We start from the raw sequence: 23,290 nt of genomic DNA, 5'->3' as shown, positions 1-23,290 counted from the left end.
TGAATTGCGGGAGGCGCGGCAGCTCAGTCGCCTTCCGCCAGTTCCTCATTATGGGTCATCAGCACCCGGTTGCGCCGCTTGGTCATGTTCAGAATGATCGGCAGGACAAAGCCCGCCACCGCCACGATCCAGAGCCCGATGGCAAGCGGTGAGGCAAACAGCGCCGACCAGTCGCCATCGGAAATCGTCATGGCACGGCGCAGATTGACCTCCATCTGATTGCCCAGCAAGACCCCCATGATCACCGGCACCAGTGGCACATCGAGCTTGCGCAGCAGCCAGCCGACAAGACCGAACGCGACCATGACGGAGAGATCGAAGACCGAACCCGAAATGCCGTAAATGCCGACAAAGGAGACCATCGCCACCGTCGGCATCAGATATTTCGACGGGATCAGCAAAATGCGGACAAACATGCCAACCATCGGAATGTTGAGCAGAAGCAGCATGACATTGGCGAGCATCAGCGCGGCGATCAGCCCCCAGACGACGTCCGGGTTCTTGGTGAAGAGCAGCGGCCCCGGCGTCACATTCAGCGCCAATAGCATGGCAAGCAGCACCGCCGTGGTGCCGGATCCCGGCACGCCGAGCGCCAGCATCGGCACCAGCGCGCCGCCGGCCGCGGCATTATTGCCGGCTTCGGGCGCGGCCACGCCGCGCGGATCGCCCTTGCCGAAGGTGTCATCACGGTTCTTCAGGTTTTTCTCCGCGCCATAGGCGAGGAACGAACCGAGCGAGGCACCCGCACCTGGCAGCACCCCGGCGAGAAAGCCGATCACGGTCCCGCGAACCATCGAACCGGATGTCTGCACGATCATCGACAACCGCGGCACGATACGGCCGATGACAACGGGCTTGCTGCCATGGCCCGCCGTATCAACCTTGCTGCCATGATGCTCGAGGAAGGTAAAAACCTCCGACAGCGCGAAAAGACCGACAATGGCGACGAGAAAGTCGATGCCGTCATAAAGATGCATCTGCCCGAAGGTCAGGCGCGGCACGCCGGTCTGCTGATCGATACCGATCATGGCAACGCCAAGCCCGAGTGCGGCTGCGAGCGCCGATTTCGCCTGATTGCGGCTGGTGATGCCGCCCAGCGTGGCAAAGGCAAGAACATAAAGTGCAAAATATTCTGCCGGACCGAAGAGAAGTGCCACCTTGACCAGCTGCGGCGCCAGAACCGCAAGGCCACAGATGGCGGCGAAAGAGCCGACGAAGGAGGCAAGGCCGGAAATGGCCAGCGCCTCACCCGCCTGGCCCTTCATGGCCATGGGATAGCCGTCCAGCGTTGTCATCACCGCCGGTTCGTCACCCGGAATATTGAGCAGGATCGACGAGATTCGCCCGCCATACATCGCCCCGAAATAGACGCTCGTCAGCAGGATCAGTGCGGGCGTCGCCGGAAGGCCGAGCGTGAAGGCGAGCGGAATCAGGATCGCCACGCCGTTGGATGGCCCAAGGCCGGGCAATGCGCCGATAATCGTACCGAGAAAACAGCCGAGCAGCGCAAGGCTGAGATTTTCAAATGTCAGTGCGACGGAGAAGCCGTTCATCACTGCGGAAAGCGTGTCCATGGAAATGCCTTTCTGCGCCGGGCATCAAAAGCCGAGCGGGCCGCGGGCCAGATGAAGACCGAGCACCAGATGGAAGATCGAATAGATGCCGAGCGAAATGACGACACCGGCAACGGAGGCCGGCAGCGGACGCGCCCCAAGCCGCCAGGACAGGAAAGCGGAAGCCAGTATGGTCGCCAGCACAAAGCCCAGAACCGGCAGAAACCAGGCATAGGCAAACATCACGCCGGCAGAAATGACGATATCGGCCAGCGCCTTCAGACGCGGCCATTCCGGCTCCGCGTCGGGCAGAAGGATGATGAACAGGCTGGCTGCGGCCAGCACGATACCGATGATCACCGGAAAGGCCTTCGGCCCGACAGGATCGCTGAGAAAGCTCTCCTCCGTCAGCATGGCCTGCCAGACATAGACGGCAGACAGGATCATGCCGAACACGCCGAAAATACGATCGCTCACAGCGTCTCCTCCCATTTGCTGCAAAAAGGCCCCGTCCCGGTTCTCCTCTCCGGGCCGGGGCCTTCTGACTTACTTGATGATGCCGATTTCCTTGGAAAGCGCCTGAATGTCAGCGATGGACTGATTGACGAAGGCGGTGAATTCCGGGCCGCTCTTGTCGAGTGGTGCCAGGCCGTTCTGGGCCATCACCTGCTTCCATTCATCGGACATATAGACCTTCTGGATCGCATCGACCCAGTATTGATAGGCCGCGTCATCCATCTTGCCCGGCGCATAGAAGCCGCGCCAGTTTGCACCGATCACGTCGATGCCCTGTTCCTTGGCGGTCGGGAAAGACGAGAAGTCGCCCGGCATGCGGTCGGGCGCAAGCACGGCAAGGACCTTGATATCACCGCTGTCGACAAACCCCTTGGCTTCCGATGCGTCACCGGAGAATGCCTGAACGGAACCGGCCAGAAGCTGGGTCACCGCTTCGCCACCGCCCTCGAAAGCGACATATTTGACCGAGCGGACATCATCGATGCCAGCTTTTTTCGCTGCCATCAGGACCTTCAGATGATCCCAGCCGCCAACGGCAGAACCACCCGCAACGGCAACGCTTTTGGGATCGGACTTGATCTTGTCCATCAGCTCGGGAAGCGTGTTGATCGGCGAATCCTTGGCGACGGCGATGATGCCGTAATCCGCGCCGACGGAACCCACCCAACGCACCTGATCGGCGCTGTAACCGGGAAATGCTCCCTGGGCGAGACGGGTTGCCGTGGCGGAAGAGGCTGCGACCAGAAGATTGTCATCGGTATCGCGCTTGCCAACCACTTCGGCAAAGGCGACACCGCCGGAGCCGCCAACGAGATTGGCAACCTGCATCGTGCCGGGCACGAGTTTCAGATCCTGCAACGTCTTGCCGACCTGGCGGCAGGTGAAGTCCCATCCACCGCCCGGCGCTGCCGGTGCGATGCATTCGCTGGCACTGGGTTCAAAGGCGAGTGCCGGGCTGGCAAGCGTCAGGCCGAGCACCATCGTCATGGCGAGATTGCGAAGTTTGGTCATCAAGTCCTCCCTCTATGACCGTTTCAGGACATCGGATCGGGACCCTTATAGGTCCACCGATAGTGTGGGGGCGTCGGCCCCTTATTGCGTCCACCCTGCTGCATCTGTTCCCAGCCATGGGCGAGTGCGCCGACAGAACGGGACAGGCAGAAGAGACCGCGCGCGAGCGGTGGCGCAAAGCCAAGCTCGGCATAGATGACGGCGGTCGCGCCATCGATATTCATCGGTACCGGCTTGCCGCGCGCCGCCTCCAGATGCGCAGCAATGGCGCGGCCAATCGCGGCAAAGCGACCCGAAACCGTCCCCGTTTCGGCGGCCGCATCCACCAGCGCCAGCAGGCGCGGACTGCGCGGATCAACCGGCTTGTGGAAACGGTGGCCGAAGCCTGGAATATATTTACCTTTTTCGGCGCGGAATGTTCTGATCGCGGCAGCCGTCGCCGCTTCCAGCGTCTCCCCGGCGTCAACAGCCCGGTCGATTTCGTGATAGAGCATCACCGCCTGCTCCCCGGCGCCGCCATGAATGTCATCGAGCATATTGACCGCATTGGCCATGGCGCCATTGAGCGACAATCCGCAGGTCACCGCCATGCGGGCGGCCGCGATCGAGGGGGCCTGGGGCCCATGATCAACGGCAGCGACCAGCGCCGCCTCCAGAAGCTTCGCCTGGTCTGCTGTCGGCAGATCGCCGCGGGTCATCAGCCAGACCATCTGCGGAAAGGTGACATTGCCGATCAGATCCTCGATCGGTCTGCCGCGAAAATGGATCTTCCCCGGCTGCATGTCGATGATTTCAGTGGTCCACCAATCGGCAACGTCGCTCATATGACCCCCCGCGATTTCAGGTCGTCGATCCGCTCGCCGGAGAGGCCAAGACGCCCGTAAATCTCATGATTGTCCTGCCCCAGCGCCGGCGGTGCGGTTGCGACCGAAGGCGCCCGGCCATCAACCTTGAAGCCGGTTCTGAGCACGGTGACAGGCCGGCCGACGCCCGGCACCTCTTCAAAGGTCGCCAGCATGCCGCGTTCGGTGATCTGCGGATGGGCAAGCACTTCCGGCACGGTCAGCACGGCGCCTGCCGGAACGCCGAGCCGGTTCAGCTCGCGCGCCCATTCCCGTGCCGGACGGGTCTTCAACACCACCTCGATTTCGGCTTTCAGCCTTGCGCGGTTTTCCTTGCGTTTCTCACGCGTCAGATAAAGCGGATCATCGACGAGTTCAGGGCGGCCGATATGGGCCGCCAGCGCATGCCACTGTTCATCCTTGTTGGCAGCAATATTCAGCAGCGCATCGGCGGCCTGAAACGCACCGGAGGGCGCCGACGTCATGTTTTCATTGCCATTGGCACTCGGTTCGACGCCGCCGACAAGATAGTTGGAAACAGCCCAGCCCATGGTGGCGATCACCGCCTCCAGCATGGACACATCGATAAAGCTGCCGCGTTCCGGCGCATTCAGAGCTGCGGCAATGGCGAATGCCGCCGTGAGCCCGCCAATCGTATCGGCAATCGGGTAACCCACCCGCATCGGCGCACTGTCGCGATCACCTGTGATCGACATCACCCCGGAACTGCCCTGAATGATCTGATCATAGGCCGGCCGGCCGACCCAGGGTCCCTCCTGACCAAACCCGGAAATGGCGCAATAGATCAGTTTCGGGTTCACGGCGCGCAACACATCATAGTCCACGCCAAGGCGCTTCATCACGCCGGGCCGGAAATTCTCGACCAGCACATCAGCCTCGGCCACAAGCGCCTTCAAAAGCGCCTTTCCCTCTTCCGTCTTCAGATTGAGCGTCACCGATTTCTTGCCGGCATTCTGGGCCAGAAAGGAAATGCCCATATCGCGACGGTTAAGCTCCGGATCAGCGCCAAGCTGTCGCGCAAGATCCCCGCCCCTGACATTTTCGACCTTGATGACCTCCGCACCAAGATGCGCGAGCTGATGGCAACAGAACGGACCGGCTAGGACATTGGTCAGATCCAGAACCCGCACCCCCGCCAGCATGGCTGTATTCTCTCCCGACATGCACTGCAAACCTTGTTTTTATCAATTATCGTTCTATCTGATAGAACGCCATTGACAATAACAGAACATTTGATAATCGTCTAGTCGACGTTTGGCTTACATCACCGCAGACCCGCCGTGACGCCCGTGCAGCAGACGGGCGCTTGCACTTCGGCAACTGCGGCAGTTTCAACCGAGGGAAAAGCATGGGCGAGCAAAAGGGTGTCGAGGCTGTGGAGCGGGCGCTTGCCATTCTCGACTGCTTTTCGCAAACGCCCGGACCGCTGCCCCTTGCACATCTGTCACGGGAGACCGGTCTTTACAAAAGCACGATCCTCAGACTGATTGTGTCACTGGAGCGTTTCGGCCATATCGAACGTGACGATACCGGACGCTATCGTCTTGGCAGCACCGTCTGGCGGCTCGGCGCGCAATACCGCGCCGGCTTCTCGCTGGGAGATGCGCTGCGAAATGCCCTGGAAGACCTTGTCGAGCAGACATCCGAGACGGCCTCGTTCTACGTGCGTCAGGGCGACACCCGGATCTGTCTTTACCGGGTTGAGCCTGCCCGCGCGATCCGCCATTCGGTCGCCGAGGGTGTGCAACTGCCGATCAATCGCGGCGCATCCGGCAAGGTTCTGCAGGCCTGGAACGACGACTTGCCGGCCGAATTCGAAGAGATCAGACGGGCCGGCTACGCCACCTCACATGGCGAACGCAACGGCGAAGTTGCTGCCGTCGCGGCACCGGTTTTCGATACGGCGGGTGACCTGCGCGGCGCAGTCACCGTTTCAGGCCTCGTGACCCGGTTCGACGCGGAAACGGTTGAGAGAATTTCAAAGATAGTCACGGCCAGCGCGGCAAGGCTTGTCATTCCCGCCTGAGGCAATGTCAGCTCAGGCAGCCCTTTTTCAGCACGTCAGCCTCGATTTCCCGCGACTGCGCCGCATGCCCATCACATTGCACGGGATCGTCTGCAGCCCCCGGATGGGTCATGATCAGGCCGCCTTCGGTTGCCGCCATCAGCCGTGGCAGCCAGGCAGCAACCGCGTCGGGATCATCAAGCCGCAGGAAGCCGGAAAAATCGCTGTTTGTCGCAAAGCCCGCGGCGCGGAAATGCGTCCGCGCGCGCCAGGCCAGAGCCGCGATCACCGCAACCTTCACGCCCCCGGCACGCATGTTGAGCCAAAGCCCGGCCGCTTTGGCCGGCAAAGGCACCCGGATCCATGCCGTGCCCGCACCCGGCAAGGCAGCGGCACATTGCGAAAGACCCGGCAGGCAATGGCAATGCTGGTGACCGTCGTAATAGTCAGGCAGGCTGCCGAAAAGGTCCGCAAAACGCTTAGTCTGCCGTTCAAAATCTGCACCGAAGGCGGCAGGCAGGCGGCCAGAAAGACTGGCCTTCATCAGCGACCCGAGCGGCATGGTCGGCGAGCCACCACCGAAATCATGGGTCAGATTGAGATGCAGCCCGACACGCGCGCCATCCGCGCGCAGATCGCGCAACAGGGCAATATCACGATCGGCCATTTCACCATCGACCATGACCGACGTGCCATCGATCTGCCGCTCCTCGATCAGCGACAGAATGACTGCATCATGCGCCCGTCCGAGGCCAAAATCATCGGCGATGATCATCGCAGCGCCTCCTGTGCTCAGTCTTGACCGGCACGACACTCTTCCTTCGGTTCAGGCGTGGCGCCGGGCTTGGAGACTGCAATCGTCCGGTCCTCGGCAATGATGTAACAGGGCCGTCTTTTGGCCTCCAGCACGGCCTTGCCGACATATTCGCCAAGCAGGCCAAGGAAGATCATCTGAACACCGCCGAAGAAGGAAACCAGCGTCAGGATCGAGCTGATGCCAATGCCGCTGCTTTCGAAGAACAGCCGCTCAAGCACAATGTAAACGCCATAGAAACCGCTCAGCAGCGCGATGAAGACACCCGTCAGCGCCATCAGCCGCAGCGGCGCTGTCGTGAAACTGGTCAGCGCATCAAAGGACATGGTCAGCAGCCGCAGCGTATTGAAGCTCGAGACACCATGCTCGCGCGGCGGCGGCGTCAACGGAATTCCGCGCTGGGTGAAGCCAACCCAGGCATAAAGCCCCTTCATGAAGCGCTCGCTTTCCGGAAGCCGGCGCAGGGCATCGGCAAAGCGGCGATTGACCAGCCGGAAATCGCCGGCCCCTTCAATCAGCTGGTAGCGCCCGCCGCGGTTCATGGTCTTGTAGAACATTCTGGAAAAGACCGAACGCGCCAGCCCCTCGGAGGCAAGGCGATCGCTCTTGTAGGTATAGACACTGTCAACATCGTCCCTCAGCCAGATCTCGACCATTTCGACGACAAGTTCCGGCGGATGCTGCAGATCGGCATCCATGAAGATCGTCGCATCGGCACCAACGGAAGCATCGATACCGGCAGACAAGGCCGCTTCCTTGCCGAAATTGCGCGAGAATTGCAGCATGCGCGCCGGATTGCCCTGAAAATCCAGCCCGGCGAGCATCTGATAGCTGTCATCCCGGCTGCCGTCATCGACGAAGATATAACTGACTTCGAGACCATGGTCCTGCGCCAGCTTTGCCGCCAGCATGTTGAGACGCGAGACGAGATTGGCCAGATTGGCCGCCTCATTATAGACGGGAACGACAATCGAAAGGGTCCGGGCGCTCATTTGCCACCTTTCATAAACACGAAAACAGAGGATGCCGCAAAGTTGACGACCGAGATCAGCACGATGGCTGCCGCCACGGCCAGCGGCACGGAAAGATTGCAGGCGACCAGAAGTTCCAGCACGACGGCACGCAATGCGAAGATCAATGCCGAAAGCAGCATGAAGCGAACATAGCGTCGCAGCCAGGCATCGCCGGCCGTGCGGAACGTAATGCGGTGATGATAATAGAAAACCACGGTCGCGCTGATGATCATCATGAAGCCGAGCGCAACCGCCGGCGGCAGGCCGAAGCCGTCGTTAAGGGCCAGCGTGCCGAGATAGTCGATCACGGCGCCCAGCAAGGATCCGCCACCGAAGACGATGTAGCGCTTCACCTGCACCACGGAAGCGTTCAGAGCAATCATGTTCACACTGCCAGACTTTCCGCTTCGCACGCGGGTTCACCGGACGAAGCCGCCACCATTAACATCGTGGCCTGCCTACGACGTAAACTTCCCCGAGGCAATGGCCGAAGAGCCGGTCTTGCACGCACAACCCGCCAATCAGTTGACCACATTACGGCACGACAGATCGCCCGACCAGAAGTCTTGCGGCTGAAATATGTCCGTTCGTCCTGAATAGCGGAACAGCGGCTCCCCGGTTATGTGTTGAAATATGCCGTCTCTGTCCTTAAAAAGTGCCGACACCCCCTCTGGGCTGATGAAAGGCCGTCACTTGGAAAGCAAAAACATCCGGTCCCTGAGTTTGGGACTGCTTCTGCTGCTCGCGGTCCGTATGATCGCCATGTTCGTGGTTCCGCTGACAGATCCGACAGAAGCGCGCTATGCCGAAATTGCACGCAAGATGGCGGAAACCGGCAACTGGATCACGCCGCAATTCGATTACGGTGTGCCTTTCTGGGCCAAACCGCCATTGCATACCTGGCTGTCAGCACTCGGCATTGACGCTTTCGGGGCCAATGAGTTTGCGGCCCGCCTCGGAATCCTGTTCGCAACCATCGCCCTTCTTCTCATTCTCTGGCGCTGGCTGGAACAGCTGACCGACCGGACGACTGCGCTGGTCACGCTCTTGATCCTGTGCAGCGGCGCGCTGTTTTTCGTCGCCATCGCCTTTGTTCAGACGGACATGGTGCTCACGCTTGGCATCGTCGCCTGCATGACCGGCTTTTATTCGGCCATGCGCGGAGACCGGCGCTGGGCCTGGGTATTTTTTGCCGGCATCGCCATCGGCATGCTGGCTAAGGGTCCGGTATCCGTCGTCCTGTCGATGACACCGATCGCGCTCTGGGTCATCTGGCGCCGTGAATGGTCAAACCTTGGCAAATTGCCATGGGTCTCCGGCCTTGCCGTCGCCGCCATCATATCGATTCCGTGGTATGTTGCCGCCGAGATCGCCACGCCGGGCTTCCTGAAATATTTCATCATCGGCGAGCATATCCAGCGCTTCCTGGATCCCGGCTGGACCGGCGATCTTTACGGCTCGGGCCGCGAACATGCCAAGGGGACCATCTGGCTCTACTGGATCGTGGCGGCCCTGCCCTGGAGCCCGATGCTGCCGATCCTTGGCTGGCGTCTCTACAAGCGCGGCATGCCTGCCGATGGCGACGGACTGCTGTCTTATCTGCTGCTCTTCGCCATCGTACCGCTGGTGTTTTTCACCGCTGCCGCCAATATTCTCGTGACCTACACGCTGCCGGCCCTGCCCGCGGCGGCGGCCCTCGGCGTCATCTTGTGGCGACGCAGCGGTACGGGCGGCGGCACATGGCTGAAAATCGGCATGGCCGAAATCATGGTCCTGGTCGCCGGCCTGATTGTCGCCTGTCTGATCGGCAAGGACAGTTTCCTGCCCTCACGTCAGGATATTCTCGCGCATTTCCCGCAGGACCATCCGCTGACGATCACCGGTGGGCGCGACTTCTCCGCAGAGTTCTACCGCCACGGCCAGATCACCACGATCCAGGATATCGATCAGCTACCCGATACGCTTTCACCGGGCGCTGGCTATCTGGTTCGCAACAATCAGGTGGACGCCTTTGAAAAGCGTTATGGCGATCACGTCACAGAGCTCGCGAAAGACAAGTCCTTCAGGCTGTTCGAAGCGCACTGAAAACCCTGACTGACGGGTTGCCCCGTCAGTCTTTCACATATTTGCGCCAGTCATGCTGCTCGCGAAAACCGAGAACCTCACGGATCTTGCGGTTGGACAGCGGCGCTTCATACGCGCCCATTTCTCGCGTGACCGGCGTGTCCGGCGCGTATTGTGCGAGAAATTCCGCCGTCGGCTCGCGGGCGGTGATCGTGTCGTTGACGGCATTGAAGACCTGAAAGCCGAGCCCGTCCTTTTTGAGGCAGAGATCAACAATCTGGCCGAGATCACGTGCATCAATATAGGACCAGGCATTGCGCTTGCGTGACGGCGGATCAGCAAGAAAGGCCGGAAACTTCGCGTAATCTTCCGGCGAGATCACATTGCCAATCCTGAGAGCATAGATATCCGCCCCGGTGCGCATCGAAAAGGCGCGCGCCGTCTTCTCGTTGCAGACCTTGGACAGGCCGTAGCTGTCCATCGGATCGACATCGTAATCTTCCTCCAGCGGAAAGCTGTGATAGTCCTTATCCCCTTCGGCAAAACACACACCAAAGGTGGTCTCGGACGAGGCGATGATGACCTTGCGGATGCCGAGCTTTGTTGCCGCCTCGATGACGTTGTAGGTCGACATGACATTGTTGCGGAATGTCTCATTATCCGGCTTCAGCAGAACACGCGGCACGGCGGCAAAATGCACGACGGCATCCACCGGCGCAGGTCCGTTGCCCGTCTCATAGCCATCGAAATCAAAATGCATCGACAGCGCGTTGAAGACCTGGCCGCTATCCGTCAGATCGACATTCAACGTGTTGACACCCGCGATGGCCAGCGGCGCAATGTCGAGATTGAGGATGTCGTAGCCCTTGTTCAGGAGATAGGGCACGACCTCCCGGCCGGCCTTGCCAGAGCCGCCTGTAAAAACGATACGCTTGTTCACGATTTTTCCTCCCAACCGGAATTACGGCATCAACTGGCCGCCATTGACTTCAATGATCTGCCCCACGACATAGGAAGACAATGCCGCCGAGGCGAGAAACAGATAGGCGCCAAGGCAATCCTCGGCCATGCCAAGCCGGCCTTCCGGAACCTGTTTCAGCGCGGCATCAAGCTGCTCCGGCGTTGAATAACGTTCATGGAACGGTGTCAGGATCACCCCCGGCGAGACGGCATTCACGCGGATCTTGAAGGGGATCAGCTCCTTGGCCATGCCGCGGGTGACATTGGAAATGAAGGCCTTGGATGATCCATAAAGCCCGCTTCCAAGTGCGCCGCCATTGCGCGCGGCAATCGAGGTCGTGTTGATGACGAAGCCGCCCTGACGCTTCAGATAGGGAATTGCGGCCTTTGTCGCCGCCAGCACGGAGCGCGCATTCAGATCCATTACCTCATCGTAGAAATCATCGGTCATGTCGGCATAGGCACGGCGCGCGACCATGCCGCCGGCATTGTTGATGAGGCCATCAACCGTGCCGAAGGCCGAGACCATCTCGTCAACCATCCGCACGGCTTCCGAAGAACGGCTGAGATCGGCCCGGATGAGGCGCACCGTTCCGCCGGCGCCTTCGATCTCTGCGGCAACAGCCTCAGCTGCGGCAATGCTTGCGTTATAGTGCAGACCAATCTTCGCACCCTGCATGGCAAATCCTTTTGCAAGGGCTGCACCGATACCGGTCGAAGCACCGGTGATCAGCACGGCCTTGCCGGACAGATCGGGAATATTGAGATTTGCTTCCGCCATGTTTTCCAAACTCCATTTTCTTCTTGCGCGCTCACCGGACACCGGATCTGCAGGCCGATCAAGGGCACTGACTGCGGCAATCACGTTCGTGCTGATCAGTGCTGAAATCGTCAGACGGCCGAGCGGCCGATAGGTGAAGAAAGCGGTTCATCGCCCTTCCGCCTCAGCCTAATCAGAAATGACCGCGTGAGCCAGTCGCTAAATGCTGCCCCATCCCGTCAGCATGGATCATGCGATACGGCCGGCATTGATGTGCACCAACCGAACTATCTGAAATTTCGAAGTTTTTATTGGAAGAGCGGCATGTAATACTGAGACTTCGAGATAGCAGGAAGAGGAATCAAGTTGTTTCCAAACATCAATATTGATGGCAACCGGCAACAGCCATCCCACACGGGAGAAACACCCCCACCCGGACGGCACTTGATGGCGCAGCCAAGTTCATCCGCAATCGAGGCGCCGCCGCGGCCCGTACGCCCGACCACTCTCACGCTGTTTGAATCCGCAGCGAACACGCTGGCGACCGGCGAAGTCGATGCACCTGCGCCCGTCGGATTAAGACTGCCGCTGCGACCCGTTGCCATCGCCGCCTTTCACGTCCCCGTTCCCATTCGTGCCGCGCCTGTTGCGCAAGATCTGCAGCCCATGCAGAGCGGGCTGCGAGCCGGTGCATCGGGACCCGAGCTATGGCAGTTTTTGATCGATCAGGCAAACCGACAGCCCTCTGGCCCTCAGCCGCCAGAACGACAATACCCGCTTCAGCCGGACGCCCCGACTGCACCCGCTCTGTCCGGCAGCACCTATGACAATCAGACCGCCAGAAGCGCAAATCCGCTCGTCCCGCCGGGGCGATCGACCGGCTGGGACAGTGGTGTGTCCCGGTCCCTGCCCGCAGCAAGCAGCGCGCAAGATGTCGAGTCCGCGTTGATAACCGCGGCTACAGATCTAACAAATTCGCTCATACGGCAGCGGCAAGAGCAGTGGCCCGATGGCGGCCACCTGCGCGCAGAGCCCGGCTCACATCAGCCACAAACCTGGACCGCCTCCGGCGGCCCGGCTTATGACGATCAGCCCAGCACCAGCAACCCTCAGCCGATCATCAACGACGCGGTGCAAATGCAATCGTTCCAACAGCTCTTTGCGGCAATGGTGAATCGCAGCTGGCAGCCGGCGACTGCGCAGCCAACATCATCTGCGATGTTGCCGATGGAGGAGCAGCAAAGCGTGGCAACGCCCAAACGGCCGCGGCTTTGCGGGCCTTCGGTCGCAGGCACAAGTGGCGCTCCTTCGACGCTGATCCATCAACGAGAGGAGTTTCACGGGATTGAACTGAATTTCATGAATACCAGTGAACGGGGTGACTGGAGAGAAATGCTCGGCTTGCTCTCATCGCTGGAGCAGGGCCTGGATTTTAAAATCCATGGAAACTCACGCATCAGCCAATATGATTTCAGACATCTCTCTCTCGAAAACATGAACAAGCTTCACAACCGGGTTGATCTCAGCCGGGTTACCGAAGCCGGACCGCAGCGTGAATTGATGCGCATTCAGCTGCAAATTGCCGACAAGCTGCATCGTGCCAACAAGCAGCTCAAAGATCGGGGTAACACTGACGCGCTCCTGCGCCAGTCACCCTATCTGGCCGTCGTCAACAACCTGCGGCACGCCTTACCGCAATGGGGACTGTCGTTATTTTGCGCCGAAATCATCAACCGGGTTCACGATTCATCAACGAGCTCGTCTTCTCTGCCGGAACCGCAAAATCACGAAGTCTTGACGAAGCTTGCGAAACACACGGCGCGCATATCAAGGCAGCAATATCAATATGAGCGACAGAAGCGATCCGGGAACGTTCAAAACCGCAATGAGCATTCAGCCATGATCGAGATCTATGAAAAGGTTCTCGCCAACACCAACGTCACGAAGATGATGGGCAATACCAGCAACGCTGACAGTGTTTCAATCAACCGCTTCAAGTCGTCCTTTCTGCCACTTCTTCCATGGATATGCCAACTTGGATCTTACAATTCACTCAACCTGACCATTCGGAAAGTCAGCGAAATTCCGACATCCCGGGAACGCAACGATGCGTTCGAGAACATGGTTCTGAATTTCATTGGCAATACACGGCGCATTTCCCGCGGCACATTTCAGGCCATCATCGATCAGTGTGCCCAGTACCCTGCAGATTTCAGGTCCTCCTGTCGGAAAATTCTTGACGAGGTCGTCGACCGTCACGTCAGATCACTCGGAGACCTCCACGCCGATTTCAAACAGCAGGCCGCCACGTTGTCTGAACCCCATATCGTCGAGGATCGGCCTCCGCAGGTCGTTGACCAGGGCAGCGTTCAATAGGGCCAGGCCGCCTGGCTGAACACGCCGCCATCGACCCAGAGCGTCTGCCCGGTGACGAAGGCCGCGGCCGGTGTTGCAAAAAACATGACCGGTCCGACGATGTCCTCCGGCCTGCCGATGCGCCGCAACGGCGTGATCTTCGACCAGGTGTCCTCATAATCCGGCACCTCTTCGAGCGTGCGTTCAAGAGCGATGGCACCGGGCGCCACGCAATTGACGGTGATGCCATGCGGGCCAAGCTCAACGGCAGCAACCTTGGTAAGCTGCTCGATTCCGCCCTTGGACGCGGTGTAGCTGACCAGTTTTGGAAAGGCGAGCTTGTTGCAGCCAGAGCCGATATTGACGATCGCCCCGCCCTTTCCGGCGGCGATCATCGCCTTGGCCGCACGTTTCGTGTTGAGAAAGCAGCCCTTGAGGTTGGTGCGGATCACCTTGTCCCAGTCCTCTTCCTCAAGATCGACAAGCGGAGCCCAGGTCTGCACCCCGGCATTATTGACCAGAAGATCGGGCGCGGCTTCCGCCCAGTCGCAGGCGGCGGCAAAAAACCTGTCGACGTCGCTGCTGTCGCCGACATCGCAGGTCATGCCGAGCGCTGCGCCACCCGCCTTGGCAACGCTTTCCTCAAGTGACCGCGCCGCCTCGCCATGCGATCGGTAGCTGAAGGCCACTTTATAGCCTTCGCCCGCCAGCGCTTCGACCAATGTCCGGCCAATGCCGGTGCTTCCACCCGTTACAACTGCAAACCGCGCCATCAGGCACCTCCCTGCACATAATTCAGTTCATCAGACCCGCCGACGCGATCACCGCGCAGTGCCCCGCGACAGCGCTGCGATGATCCTGTCCGGATCATAGATGCAGCCACGCCAGGTGCCTCCGCTTGCCGCCTGCAATGCCGCCCACAGGCGGGTATCATCCGGCAATGCCGCTTCTGGCGCGAGATCTGGATGCGGCGCACGCCGCGCCAGCTCCTCTGCCCCCTCCTCCCGCGATAGCGGCTGCTCGTCCGTTCCGAGAAAATTCACCGATCCCTCAAGCCTGCGGCAGTCGACGATGAGCTCGACAACATCACCGTCACGCAGTTTGCCGAGCGGGCCGCCAGCGAGCGCTTCCGGGCCGATATGACCGACACAGGCGCCGGTCGACACGCCGGAAAAGCGGGCATCCGTCAGAAGGCTCACATATTTGCCGAAGGAAAGATGCTTGAGCGAGGCGGTCAGCTGATAGGTCTCCTCCATTCCGGTGCCCGACGGTCCACCGCCCATCACCACCATGATGTCACCAGCACGGATATGCCCTGTCTTGATGGCGCTGATGGCATTGCGCTCGCGGGTGAAGACCTTGATCCGTCCCTTGTGACGGTAGATGCCGTTTTCGTCGATCACCGACGGATCAATCGCCGTCGACTTGATCACCGACCCCTCCGGCGCAATGTTGCCGACAGGAAAGGTGATTGTCGAGGTCAGACCTCGGGTTCTGGCCTGATCCGGGCTCATGATCACCCGATCCGGATCGACCCCGTCATGCGCGGCGAGCAGCGCTCTGAAACGGGCGCGCCGCTCTGACCCTTCCCACCAGTCGAGATTGTCGCCCAGCGTTTCACCGGTCACGGTCATGGCATCTTCGTGGAGAAGGCCGAGACGGCGCAGATGCAGCATGACCTCCGGCACGCCACCGGCAAGGAAGGCACGCACGGTCGGGTGATATTCCGGCCCGTTCGGCAGCACGCTGACAAGGCGCGGAACGGCGCGGTTGATCCGCGTCCAGTCGCCGACCTCCGGCAGCTTCAACCCGGCGGAAAAGGCAATCGCCGGAATATGAAGAAGAAGATTGGTCGAACCGCCAAAGGCGGCATGCACCACCATGGCGTTTTCGATCGCGTGGTCGGTCAGGATATCCCTGGTCGTCAGTTTCTTCTCGATCAGGCCGAGGGCGGCACGGGCGGATGCGCGGGCAATCTCCAGCCAGACCGGCTGACCGGAGGGCGCAAGCGCACTGTGCGGCAGCGCCATCCCCAGCCCTTCGGCCACCACCTGGGACGTTCCCGCCGTGCCAAGAAACTGGCAGCCGCCGCCCGGCGACGCACAGGCGCGGCAGCCGAGACTTGCGGCATCTTCAAGCGACAATTCATTGTTGGCGAAACGGGCACCGATCGTCTGCACCTTGCCCGCATCCTCGCCGAAGGTCGGCGGCAGCGTCGCTCCGCCCGGCACCAGCACCGTGGCGATATCGTGCATGCCGGCGAGCGCCATCAGCATGGCGGGCAGGCCCTTGTCGCAGGTGGCAACGCCGATGGCCGCCTTGCGCGTCGGCAGGGAGCGGATCAGCCGCCGCATGACGATCGAGGCATCATTGCGATAGGGCAGCGAATCAAACATGCCGGTGGTGCCCTGGGTGCGGCCATCACAGGGATCACTGACAAAGGTGGCAAAGGGCATGCCGCCCGCACCGGCGATTTCACGGGCGGCGGCGTCCATCTGCAGGCCGATCTCGTAATGGCCGGTATGGAGGCCGAGGGCGACCGGCTTGCCATCCGGCTGGCGTATCCCGCCCATGGTGCCGACCAGCATGACTTCCGGCCCGCGCATGCGCTTCGGCGACCAACCCATGCCGGCATTGAGCGTGAGGCCGAAAATATCACCGCTCGGCGCATTCACCAGCATGTCCGGCGTCAGCGGCAGCGACCCCTCCGGCCCCGGAGCATTGGTGGCGATATCGAAGATCGCGTCGCCCCCGTCATCGAAAATCCTGTCCAGTGCCATCCTGTCCTCCCTGTGGCCTCTTCTCTATTCCTCTGTAATCAGCCCTTCAGCACACCGGCTGAAACCAGTACCTGACGAACCTCCCCGCTCATCTCGGCACTCACCGGCCCGGCCGGCGGCAGAGCATAGTTCGAAACCGGCAGGCCTGTCAGCCGCATGGCCTCCTTCACCACATTCACGAAGGGCGCATCGAGGCCGTAAAGCTTCGGCAGCTTCAGAAGCTGGCGGTTGAGGCTGGTCATGGTCGAAAGATCATCCGCGAGGAAAGCGCGGTAGATCCCGACCGACAGCTGCGGCGCGAAATTCACGCTTGCCGAAATCGCCCCGTCGCCCCCCATCAGCAACGTATTGACCAGGTGGTCGTCATAACCGCAGAAAACGGAAAAGTCGGGATGCGCACCCTTCACCACATCAATCATGCGACGCAGATGACCGACGGAATCGATCGTATCCTTCACCCCGACAATATTTTCATTGGCATCAGCCAGCTGCTTGATGATCTGCGGCGTCAGATCCTGGCCGGTCAGATCAGGGAAATTATAGACCAGCATCGGCAGGTCGACGCTTTCGGCAATCGCCCCGAAATAGCGGAAGAGATTGGTCTCCGTGACCTTCCAGTAATAGGGATTGATCGCCACGATCCCATCGGCACCGGCGGATGCGGCATGACGCGACAGTGCCACAGCCTCGCGCATGTTCGGGCTTCCCGTACCGATCAGCACCGGCACCCGGCCCTTGACACAGTCAATGGCGATCTCGGCGGCTGAACGGCGTTCTTCGGCTGACATCTGCGAGAACTCGCCGCCAGTGCCAAGGAAAAACAGGCCGTTGACGCCTGCTTCGATCAGCATGTCGATCACATGCGCCATGGCGGCGCGGTCGATCGCGCCTGTGTCGGTGAAGAGCGTGGAAACGGGCGGAATGATGCCTGAGAATTTGGGATACTGCATGTCTGGAGCCTCCGGCGGAAGCGTCCCTGTCGGCCATGGAAGGGATGTCGATCGCGCTTTTGTTTTATATTGTAGAACACAAGTTTATAATATAAAATTTATCACAGCACTGGCGGTTTGCAAGCATCTCCTCGACACCGGCAGCGCCGTCTTTCAGCGACGGGAGCGCCCCATGCCCATCATCCAGTCCGTGCAGCGTGCATTGATGATCCTGAACCTCTTCGATGAGGAAAACCCGGAGATGAAGATCACCGATATTGCAGCCCGGCTGGACCTTCATAAATCGACATTGCATTCGATTTTGAAGACGCTGCAGATGGAAGGCTATATCGAACAGAATCACGAGAATGGCCGTTACCGGCTCGGCATGAAGCTGGTCGAGCGGGGGACCTTCGTCATCAATTCGCTTGATCTGCGCAAGCGCGCCGGTCCGGCGCTCGCCGCTTTGTCGCAGGCGACCGGCGAAACCGTTCATCTTGGCATTCTGGAAGGCAAAAACGGCGTCTATATCGACAAGGTCGACGGCTCCCGCGCGCTGATCGGCTATTCGCGGATCGGCCGCAGCCTGCCGATCCACTGCACCGCCATCGGCAAGGTGCTGCTCGCCTTTCGTCCGACCGAAGAGGTATGGAGCCTGCTCGGAGGCTATGACTTCACCGCCTTTACCGAGCGCACCATCACGGCGGCTGAACCCTTTGTGGCCGCGCTGAGCACGGTGCGCGCCGAAGGCCTCGCCCTGGATGACGAGGAGCATTCACGCGGCGTGCGCTGCATGGCCGCCCCCGTATTCGACCACGACAAGAAGGTTGTTGCCGCTGTCAGCATCTCGACGCTGACCTCGGTCACCGACAGCGCGGCCTTTGCCCGCCTGATTGCACCGCTGAAACAGGCCAGCGCCGCGATCTCGCTGGCACTGGGCGATCGCTGAGTGTCAACCTTGCGAGACACGGAACGAATTGCGATAAATCGCATTATTCTTGTGGCGATGGACCCATCGCGACATGGCGGCGGCCGCGCCCGGCCGGCAGATCACCTGCAGATGTTTTGCCCCTGAAACCGGAAGCAGCCGCAGCGCCAGACATGGAAAGGCAGAGAAATGACAATGTCACCCAACATCCCGACGCTCACCCTCAATGATGGCACGACCCTTCCGGCGCTGGGCTTCGGCACATCGCCGATGAAGGGAAGCAGCGCCGTGGAAGCGATCACGGCGGCGATCCACAATGGCTACAGGCTCCTGGATTCTGCCTTCAATTACGAAAATGAAGGCGCCCTCGGTGCGGCGATCCGCAAAAGCGGAATTGCCCGTGAACAGCTCAGGCTCTGCTCAAAACTGCCGGGTCGTCACCACAAATATGAACAGGCGATCGCCGCCGTCGAGGAATCGCTCTGGCGCGCAGGGCTCGACTATTACGACCTCTACCTGATCCATTGGCCCAACCCGCTGCAGGACCTTTATGTCGAAGCCTGGCGGGCGATGATCGAGGTCCAGAAGCGCGGCCTCGTCCGTTCCATCGGCGTCAGCAATTTCCTGCCGGCTCACCTGGACCGGCTGAAGCAGGAGACCGGCATTCTCCCCGCCGTCAACCAGGTCGAGATCCATCCCTATTTTCCCCAGGAAGAGCAACTGGCCTATAACCATGCGCAGGGTATCGTCACGGAAAGCTGGAGCCCGTTCGGACGTGGCACGAAGATCATGACCGAGCCGGTGGTCGCCGATATTGCCACGAAGATTGGCAAGACTCCTGCACAGGTGATCCTGCGCTGGCACCTTCAGCGCGGTGCCCTGCCGCTGCCAAAAGCATCGAGCCCGAAGCGCCAGCAGGAAAATCTCGCCGTTTTCGATTTCACGCTGGACGACGCTGACCTTGCTGCCATGACCGCCCTTGGACGCCCGGATGGACGCCTGCAAGGACAGGATCCGGCGCGTTACGAAGAGTTTTGATGTCAATAAGGCCGGGCCGCAACTGGCCCGGCTTTCTGCTTTCTGGCCGGCCGCCTATCGCTTGCCCCAGCCGCCGCCATTGGCGGTGTCGATCAGGATCTCGTCGCCCGGCTCGACGATGACGTCAGAGGCGAAGGAGAAGCGCTCCTCATCGCCCGAACGACGGCGCACACTGACGCTGTTAAGCCCGCCCTTTTCGCCGCCGGCTGTCGCCCATACGGGAACGCGCGTATGCGAATAGCCGACCGCCAGAACGGCGCGTGCGCGGGGCCTGTAGCAGGTTGAAAGGCCGAGCCCGCCTTTGTGCAACCCCTCACCGGCCGCACTGCCGGAGAGCTTTCGCCAGCCGACATCAATGCCATAACGCGCCTCGCAGATTTCCGCCGGGCAATTAAAGGTATCACCGTGATTGGGGGAATACATGGCATGCAGGCCGTCGCGCTTGTCGGTGGCGCCCCAACCGCCCATCTGCGGCTCGACCATGGTGTAGTCGCGTCCCGTTTCGGGATGTTTTCCCGCCACCACCGTGCCGCAGATCGAGCCGAAGCTGCCCGATGGCAGACGTTCGGGCATATGCTGCGCCAGCGTCTGCCACAGCATGTCGGACAGCCGGATCCGCGTCTCGGAATAATAGCCATGCGGCGCGGGCGCGATCGGATCGAAGATCGACCCCTTGCGGGTGATGACCTCAAGCGGCCGGAAGGAACCGGAATTGGCAAACAGCGTCGGATCGGTCAGCACCTTGAAGATCAGCTGACAGGCAATCGTTGCACCCTCCTTCGAGGTGTTGAAAGGGCCGGATTTCTGATCCGGCGCGCTGGTCAGATCGACGATGAAATTGTCATGGGTGATCGTCAGCTGCGCATGCCAGACATCGCCCTCATCCTGTTCCACCGCCACGGGATAGGTTCCCGCCGGCAATGTCCGCAACCCGTCAAGCGCGCGCTTTTCGCCCGCCTCGAAGGCCTCGGCAATCGCCGCTTCAATCTCCTCGACGCCGTAGGCTTCTGCCATTTCGCGGATTGGCTTGGCACCGCGACGCCCGGCGGCGATCTGCGCCCAGAGATCACCGGTGACAAAATCGGGAAGGCGCGAATTGATCGCGATAATATCGAAGACCGATTGCAGCTTGTGCCCGGCTTCAAACAGCCTGACGGCAGGAAGCCGCAGGCCTTCCTGGAAGATCTCGGTCGAATTGGCTGCCATGGAGCCCGGCGTCATGCCGCCAACATCATTCCAGTGGGCAATCGATGCCGTCCAGGCGATGCATTTGCCCGCAACGAAAACGGGCTCGGCGACGACGACGTCATTCAGATGCGTGACGCCACCATGATAGGGGTCATTGGTGACAAAGACATCGCCATCGCGGATCGTATCGCCATGGGTTTCGACGATATATTTCACCGCCTTGTCGAGCACGCCGACGAAGCCGGGAATACCAGCGCCCGACGAGACGATCTCACCGCGCGCATCGGTAACCCCCGTGCCAACGTCGAGCACTTCATAGATGATCGGGCTCATCGCCGTCTTCTTCAGGATCGAGAACATCTCGTCTGCCGCTGCCGACAGACCGGCCTGGATCACGGAGCGGGTAAAGGGATCGCCACGCATGCTCACGCCTTTCTCAGTTCGATATGGAGATTGCCCCAGCGGTCGACATGGGCAGAATTGCCGGGATGGATGACAATGGTCGTGCCCGGATCTTCGACGATGGCAGGCCCTTCAAAGCGCATCCCCGCCTTCAGCCGCTCACCGTCATAGATATCGGCCTCATGAACGCCTTCCAGTGCATAGTCCACGGCGCGGCGGGCCTTCAACGCCTGCGAAGCATCCTCGCCGCCCATCTCCTGCTCGACCGGCTTCAGCTTGCCGACCTCGGCCGAGGCGATGACATGCAATCCTACCATTTCGACCGGCGCATGCAGGCGATAGGTATATTCGCGCTCGTAAGCGGCATGAAAATCATTCGCAATCGTATCGAGCGCTGCTGCGGTCACCGCGCCTTCGATCGCAACCTCGGTCGTGTGTTCCTGATTGCGGTAGCGGAACTTGCCAAACCGCTTCAGCTGCACCTTGTCGCCCGGCACACCTTCGGCTTCGAAATTGGCGCGCGCCTCCGCCTCAACAGCGGCAAAACGGGCCTCGATCGTCGCAAGTGCGGCCGCGTCCAGCTCGGCAAGCGCGGTCTGGAAATAATCGCGTCTGAGGTCCGACATCATCATGCCCCAGGCGGAAAAGACCGGCGCACCGGCCGGGATCACGACCTTCTTCACGCCGAGTTCCTGGCCCAGCGCCACCGCATGCATGGCACCGCCACCGCCGAAAGCCACCAGCGTGAATTCGCGCGGATCGTGGCCGCGATTGAGCGAGACCAGTTTCAGCGCATTGACCATATTGTTGTTGGCAATGCGGATAATGCCGCGTGCCGCCTCCGCGCGGGAAATGGCAAGACTGTCTGCCACCGCCTGAAGCGCCGATCCGGCCGCGTCCATATCGGCCTCGACACTGCCACCGCAGAAATAGTCCCGGTTGATGCGACCGAGCCAGAGATTGGCATCGGTCGTCGTCGCCTTCGTGCCGCCGCGCCCATAGGCGGCGGGCCCGGGCGAGGCACCGGCCGATTGCGGGCCGACATTGAGCGAGCCGTAATCGTCGACCCAGGCGATCGAGCCGCCGCCATTGCCGATCTCGACGAGATCGACCACCGGCACCATGATCGGATAGCCGGCAGAGGTGCGGTCGCGCTCGATCCAGTAATCGGTCATGATGGTGACTTCACCGTCCTCGATCAGCGAACATTTGGCGGTGGTGCCGCCAATATCGAGCGCCAGAACATCGGGCTCGCCGATCAGCTTGCCGAGTTCGGCAGCACCCCAGAAGCCGGATGCGGGACCGCTCTCGACCATGGTGATCGGGATGCGGGCTGTCGCCTCCAGCGTATCGACGCCGCAATTGGACTGCATGACATAAAGCTGCCCGGTGAAACCGTCACCCTTCAGCCCGTCCTCAAGGCGATGCAGATAGCGGGCGGCAACCGGCTGGACATAGGCGGACAGCACCGCCGAATTGGTGCGCTCATATTCGCGCCACTCGCGGCTGATCTGGTGCGATCCGACAGCAGAAACCTCCGGCCAGAGCGTTTGAAGTGTCTCAAGAACCGCCTTTTCGTGCGCCGGATTGGCATAGGCATGGAGGAAGGAGACGGCAACGGCCTCGACACCAGCCGCCTTGAACGTCTCGACAATGCCCTCAAGCGGGGCGAGATCCAGCGGTTCAGTCTCTTCACCGCGATAGTTCATCCGCCCCGCAAGCTCGAGGCGCAGATCGCGATCGACGAAGGGCCTGGGCTTCTCATAATAGAGATTAAAGAAATCCGGCCGGTTGCCGCGCGCCACTTCCAGCGTATCGCGAAAGCCTTCCGTCGTGATCAGCCCGACCCTGACGCCCTTGTGCTCGGTCAGCGCATTGATGACGACAGTGGTGCCATGGGCCATGAAATCGATGTCGCCAGCGGCGACGCCGGCCTTTTCCAGCACATTGAGAACGCCCTTTTCAAAATCGGGCGGGGTCGTGTCCGATTTGGCCGTGATGATCCGGCTTGCGCCCGTCTCATGGTCCGTTTCAAAGCAAACAAGATCAGTAAACGTGCCGCCGACATCGGTGGTCACGCGGATCGTCTTTCCGCTCATCGCTTTATCCTT

The 23,290-nt window shown here is 60.6% G+C and carries 20 protein-coding genes; 5 read left to right on the top strand and 15 right to left on the bottom strand.

Going from position 1 to position 23,290, the window contains the following annotated elements; all coding sequences use genetic code 11:
* Positions 1-23 precede the first annotated feature (23 nt).
* The 5 genes from HCK86_RS21175 to HCK86_RS21155 all read right to left on the bottom strand — a co-directional run bounded on the left by HCK86_RS21175 (position 24) and on the right by HCK86_RS21155 (position 5,106).
* On the bottom strand, positions 24-1,574 hold the full coding sequence (locus HCK86_RS21175; RefSeq protein WP_176086478.1) for a tripartite tricarboxylate transporter permease: 1,551 nt from the start codon (positions 1,572-1,574) through the stop codon (positions 24-26).
* Positions 1,575-1,598: 24 nt separating this feature from the next.
* Positions 1,599-2,030, bottom strand: coding sequence for a tripartite tricarboxylate transporter TctB family protein (locus HCK86_RS21170; protein WP_176086477.1), 432 nt, complete (start codon positions 2,028-2,030; stop codon positions 1,599-1,601).
* A gap of 69 nt (positions 2,031-2,099) precedes the next feature.
* Positions 2,100-3,080: a tripartite tricarboxylate transporter substrate-binding protein gene (locus tag HCK86_RS21165; protein WP_176086476.1), complete on the bottom strand. Its 981-nt coding sequence runs from the start codon at positions 3,078-3,080 to the stop codon at positions 2,100-2,102.
* A 23-nt stretch (positions 3,081-3,103) separates the two neighbouring features.
* Complete coding sequence (locus tag HCK86_RS21160; RefSeq protein ID WP_176086475.1) at positions 3,104-3,904, bottom strand: citryl-CoA lyase; 801 nt, start codon at positions 3,902-3,904, stop codon at positions 3,104-3,106.
* Positions 3,901-5,106, bottom strand: coding sequence for a CaiB/BaiF CoA-transferase family protein (locus HCK86_RS21155; protein ID WP_176086474.1), 1,206 nt, complete (start codon positions 5,104-5,106; stop codon positions 3,901-3,903). Before HCK86_RS21155 ends, HCK86_RS21160 begins: the two co-directional genes overlap by 4 nt.
* A gap of 185 nt (positions 5,107-5,291) precedes the next feature.
* Between HCK86_RS21155 and HCK86_RS21150 the strand changes: the two genes are divergently transcribed.
* Positions 5,292-5,969, top strand: coding sequence for an IclR family transcriptional regulator (locus HCK86_RS21150; protein ID WP_176086473.1), 678 nt, complete (start codon positions 5,292-5,294; stop codon positions 5,967-5,969).
* A gap of 7 nt (positions 5,970-5,976) precedes the next feature.
* Here HCK86_RS21150 and HCK86_RS21145 read toward each other — a convergent pair whose 3' ends face one another.
* Genes HCK86_RS21145 through HCK86_RS21135 form a run of 3 tightly spaced genes read right to left on the bottom strand, consistent with a single transcriptional unit; the run spans position 5,977 to position 8,158 of the window.
* A complete protein-coding gene (locus tag HCK86_RS21145; protein ID WP_176086472.1) occupies positions 5,977-6,723 on the bottom strand; it encodes a ChbG/HpnK family deacetylase in 747 nt (248 codons plus the stop codon).
* A 17-nt stretch (positions 6,724-6,740) separates the two neighbouring features.
* Entirely contained in the window at positions 6,741-7,754 is a 1,014-nt protein-coding gene (locus tag HCK86_RS21140) for a glycosyltransferase family 2 protein (protein ID WP_176086471.1), read from the bottom strand.
* Positions 7,751-8,158, bottom strand: a complete 408-nt coding sequence (locus HCK86_RS21135; RefSeq protein WP_176086470.1) for a GtrA family protein — start codon at positions 8,156-8,158, stop codon at positions 7,751-7,753. The genes HCK86_RS21140 and HCK86_RS21135 overlap by 4 nt, the downstream gene beginning before the upstream one ends.
* 295 nt (positions 8,159-8,453) lie before the next feature.
* On the opposite strand from HCK86_RS21135, the gene HCK86_RS21130 reads away from it, so the two are divergent.
* On the top strand, positions 8,454-9,860 hold the full coding sequence (locus HCK86_RS21130; protein ID WP_176086469.1) for a glycosyltransferase family 39 protein: 1,407 nt from the start codon (positions 8,454-8,456) through the stop codon (positions 9,858-9,860).
* Between the two features lie 25 nt (positions 9,861-9,885).
* Here the strand turns inward: HCK86_RS21130 and HCK86_RS21125 are convergent, their stop codons facing one another.
* Both HCK86_RS21125 and HCK86_RS21120 read right to left on the bottom strand, forming a co-directional pair.
* Positions 9,886-10,779 carry an NAD(P)-dependent oxidoreductase gene (locus HCK86_RS21125; RefSeq protein ID WP_176086468.1) on the bottom strand — a complete coding sequence of 298 codons (894 nt, stop codon included), beginning with the start codon at positions 10,777-10,779 and terminating at the stop codon, positions 9,886-9,888.
* A 21-nt stretch (positions 10,780-10,800) separates the two neighbouring features.
* On the bottom strand, positions 10,801-11,589 hold the full coding sequence (locus HCK86_RS21120; protein ID WP_176086467.1) for an SDR family oxidoreductase: 789 nt from the start codon (positions 11,587-11,589) through the stop codon (positions 10,801-10,803).
* Between the two features lie 417 nt (positions 11,590-12,006).
* On the opposite strand from HCK86_RS21120, the gene HCK86_RS21115 reads away from it, so the two are divergent.
* Positions 12,007-13,935: a hypothetical protein gene (locus HCK86_RS21115; protein ID WP_176086466.1), complete on the top strand. Its 1,929-nt coding sequence runs from the start codon at positions 12,007-12,009 to the stop codon at positions 13,933-13,935.
* On the opposite strand, the gene HCK86_RS21110 is transcribed toward HCK86_RS21115, so the two are convergent.
* Genes HCK86_RS21110 through HCK86_RS21100 form a run of 3 tightly spaced genes read right to left on the bottom strand, consistent with a single transcriptional unit; the run spans position 13,929 to position 17,644 of the window.
* Positions 13,929-14,687 carry an SDR family oxidoreductase gene (locus HCK86_RS21110; protein WP_176086465.1) on the bottom strand — a complete coding sequence of 253 codons (759 nt, stop codon included), beginning with the start codon at positions 14,685-14,687 and terminating at the stop codon, positions 13,929-13,931. The two genes, HCK86_RS21115 and HCK86_RS21110, sit on opposite strands and share 7 nt — an antisense overlap.
* Before the next feature lie 48 nt (positions 14,688-14,735).
* Positions 14,736-16,694, bottom strand: a complete 1,959-nt coding sequence (locus HCK86_RS21105; protein WP_176086464.1) for a YjhG/YagF family D-xylonate dehydratase — start codon at positions 16,692-16,694, stop codon at positions 14,736-14,738.
* Between the two features lie 38 nt (positions 16,695-16,732).
* Positions 16,733-17,644 carry a dihydrodipicolinate synthase family protein gene (locus tag HCK86_RS21100; RefSeq protein WP_176086463.1) on the bottom strand — a complete coding sequence of 304 codons (912 nt, stop codon included), beginning with the start codon at positions 17,642-17,644 and terminating at the stop codon, positions 16,733-16,735.
* A 172-nt stretch (positions 17,645-17,816) separates the two neighbouring features.
* Between HCK86_RS21100 and HCK86_RS21095 the strand changes: the two genes are divergently transcribed.
* Complete coding sequence (locus HCK86_RS21095) at positions 17,817-18,572, top strand: IclR family transcriptional regulator (RefSeq protein WP_176086462.1); 756 nt, start codon at positions 17,817-17,819, stop codon at positions 18,570-18,572.
* Between the two features lie 174 nt (positions 18,573-18,746).
* Positions 18,747-19,589 carry an aldo/keto reductase gene (locus HCK86_RS21090; protein WP_176086461.1) on the top strand — a complete coding sequence of 281 codons (843 nt, stop codon included), beginning with the start codon at positions 18,747-18,749 and terminating at the stop codon, positions 19,587-19,589.
* Between the two features lie 54 nt (positions 19,590-19,643).
* Here HCK86_RS21090 and HCK86_RS21085 read toward each other — a convergent pair whose 3' ends face one another.
* A complete protein-coding gene (locus HCK86_RS21085) occupies positions 19,644-21,200 on the bottom strand; it encodes a hydantoinase B/oxoprolinase family protein (protein WP_176086460.1) in 1,557 nt (518 codons plus the stop codon).
* A 2-nt stretch (positions 21,201-21,202) separates the two neighbouring features.
* Positions 21,203-23,278 (bottom strand): hydantoinase/oxoprolinase family protein, encoded by a 2,076-nt coding sequence (locus HCK86_RS21080; protein ID WP_176086459.1) that lies wholly within the window; start codon positions 23,276-23,278, stop codon positions 21,203-21,205.
* Positions 23,279-23,290: the final 12 nt, after the last annotated feature.

Origin of the sequence: Martelella sp. HB161492 (genome assembly GCF_013184775.1) — a bacterium.
Lineage (GTDB): Bacteria > Pseudomonadota > Alphaproteobacteria > Rhizobiales > Rhizobiaceae > Martelella.
Note: the sequence above shows the minus strand (reverse complement) of the source record. Positions and strands in the feature narration are given on the sequence as shown.

Bases quoted from the DNA above. Each gene is read 5' to 3' on its own strand.
- HCK86_RS21160 (WP_176086475.1), bottom strand. From the start codon at position 3,904: ATGAGCGACGTTGCCGATTGGTGGACCACTGAAATCATCGACATGCAG.
- HCK86_RS21135 (WP_176086470.1), bottom strand. From the start codon at position 8,158: ATGATTGCTCTGAACGCTTCCGTGGTGCAGGTGAAGCGCTACATCGTC.
- HCK86_RS21105 (WP_176086464.1), bottom strand. From the start codon at position 16,694: ATGGCACTGGACAGGATTTTCGATGACGGGGGCGACGCGATCTTCGAT.
- HCK86_RS21140 (WP_176086471.1), bottom strand. From the start codon at position 7,754: ATGAGCGCCCGGACCCTTTCGATTGTCGTTCCCGTCTATAATGAGGCG.
- HCK86_RS21095 (WP_176086462.1), top strand. From the start codon at position 17,817: ATGCCCATCATCCAGTCCGTGCAGCGTGCATTGATGATCCTGAACCTC.
- HCK86_RS21165 (WP_176086476.1), bottom strand. From the start codon at position 3,080: ATGACCAAACTTCGCAATCTCGCCATGACGATGGTGCTCGGCCTGACG.
- HCK86_RS21155 (WP_176086474.1), bottom strand. From the start codon at position 5,106: ATGTCGGGAGAGAATACAGCCATGCTGGCGGGGGTGCGGGTTCTGGAT.
- HCK86_RS21090 (WP_176086461.1), top strand. From the start codon at position 18,747: ATGTCACCCAACATCCCGACGCTCACCCTCAATGATGGCACGACCCTT.
- HCK86_RS21145 (WP_176086472.1), bottom strand. From the start codon at position 6,723: ATGATCATCGCCGATGATTTTGGCCTCGGACGGGCGCATGATGCAGTC.
- HCK86_RS21110 (WP_176086465.1), bottom strand. From the start codon at position 14,687: ATGGCGCGGTTTGCAGTTGTAACGGGTGGAAGCACCGGCATTGGCCGG.
- HCK86_RS21130 (WP_176086469.1), top strand. From the start codon at position 8,454: ATGAAAGGCCGTCACTTGGAAAGCAAAAACATCCGGTCCCTGAGTTTG.
- HCK86_RS21115 (WP_176086466.1), top strand. From the start codon at position 12,007: ATGGCGCAGCCAAGTTCATCCGCAATCGAGGCGCCGCCGCGGCCCGTA.
- HCK86_RS21175 (WP_176086478.1), bottom strand. From the start codon at position 1,574: ATGGACACGCTTTCCGCAGTGATGAACGGCTTCTCCGTCGCACTGACA.
- HCK86_RS21080 (WP_176086459.1), bottom strand. From the start codon at position 23,278: ATGAGCGGAAAGACGATCCGCGTGACCACCGATGTCGGCGGCACGTTT.
- HCK86_RS21150 (WP_176086473.1), top strand. From the start codon at position 5,292: ATGGGCGAGCAAAAGGGTGTCGAGGCTGTGGAGCGGGCGCTTGCCATT.
- HCK86_RS21085 (WP_176086460.1), bottom strand. From the start codon at position 21,200: ATGCGTGGCGATCCCTTTACCCGCTCCGTGATCCAGGCCGGTCTGTCG.
- HCK86_RS21100 (WP_176086463.1), bottom strand. From the start codon at position 17,644: ATGCAGTATCCCAAATTCTCAGGCATCATTCCGCCCGTTTCCACGCTC.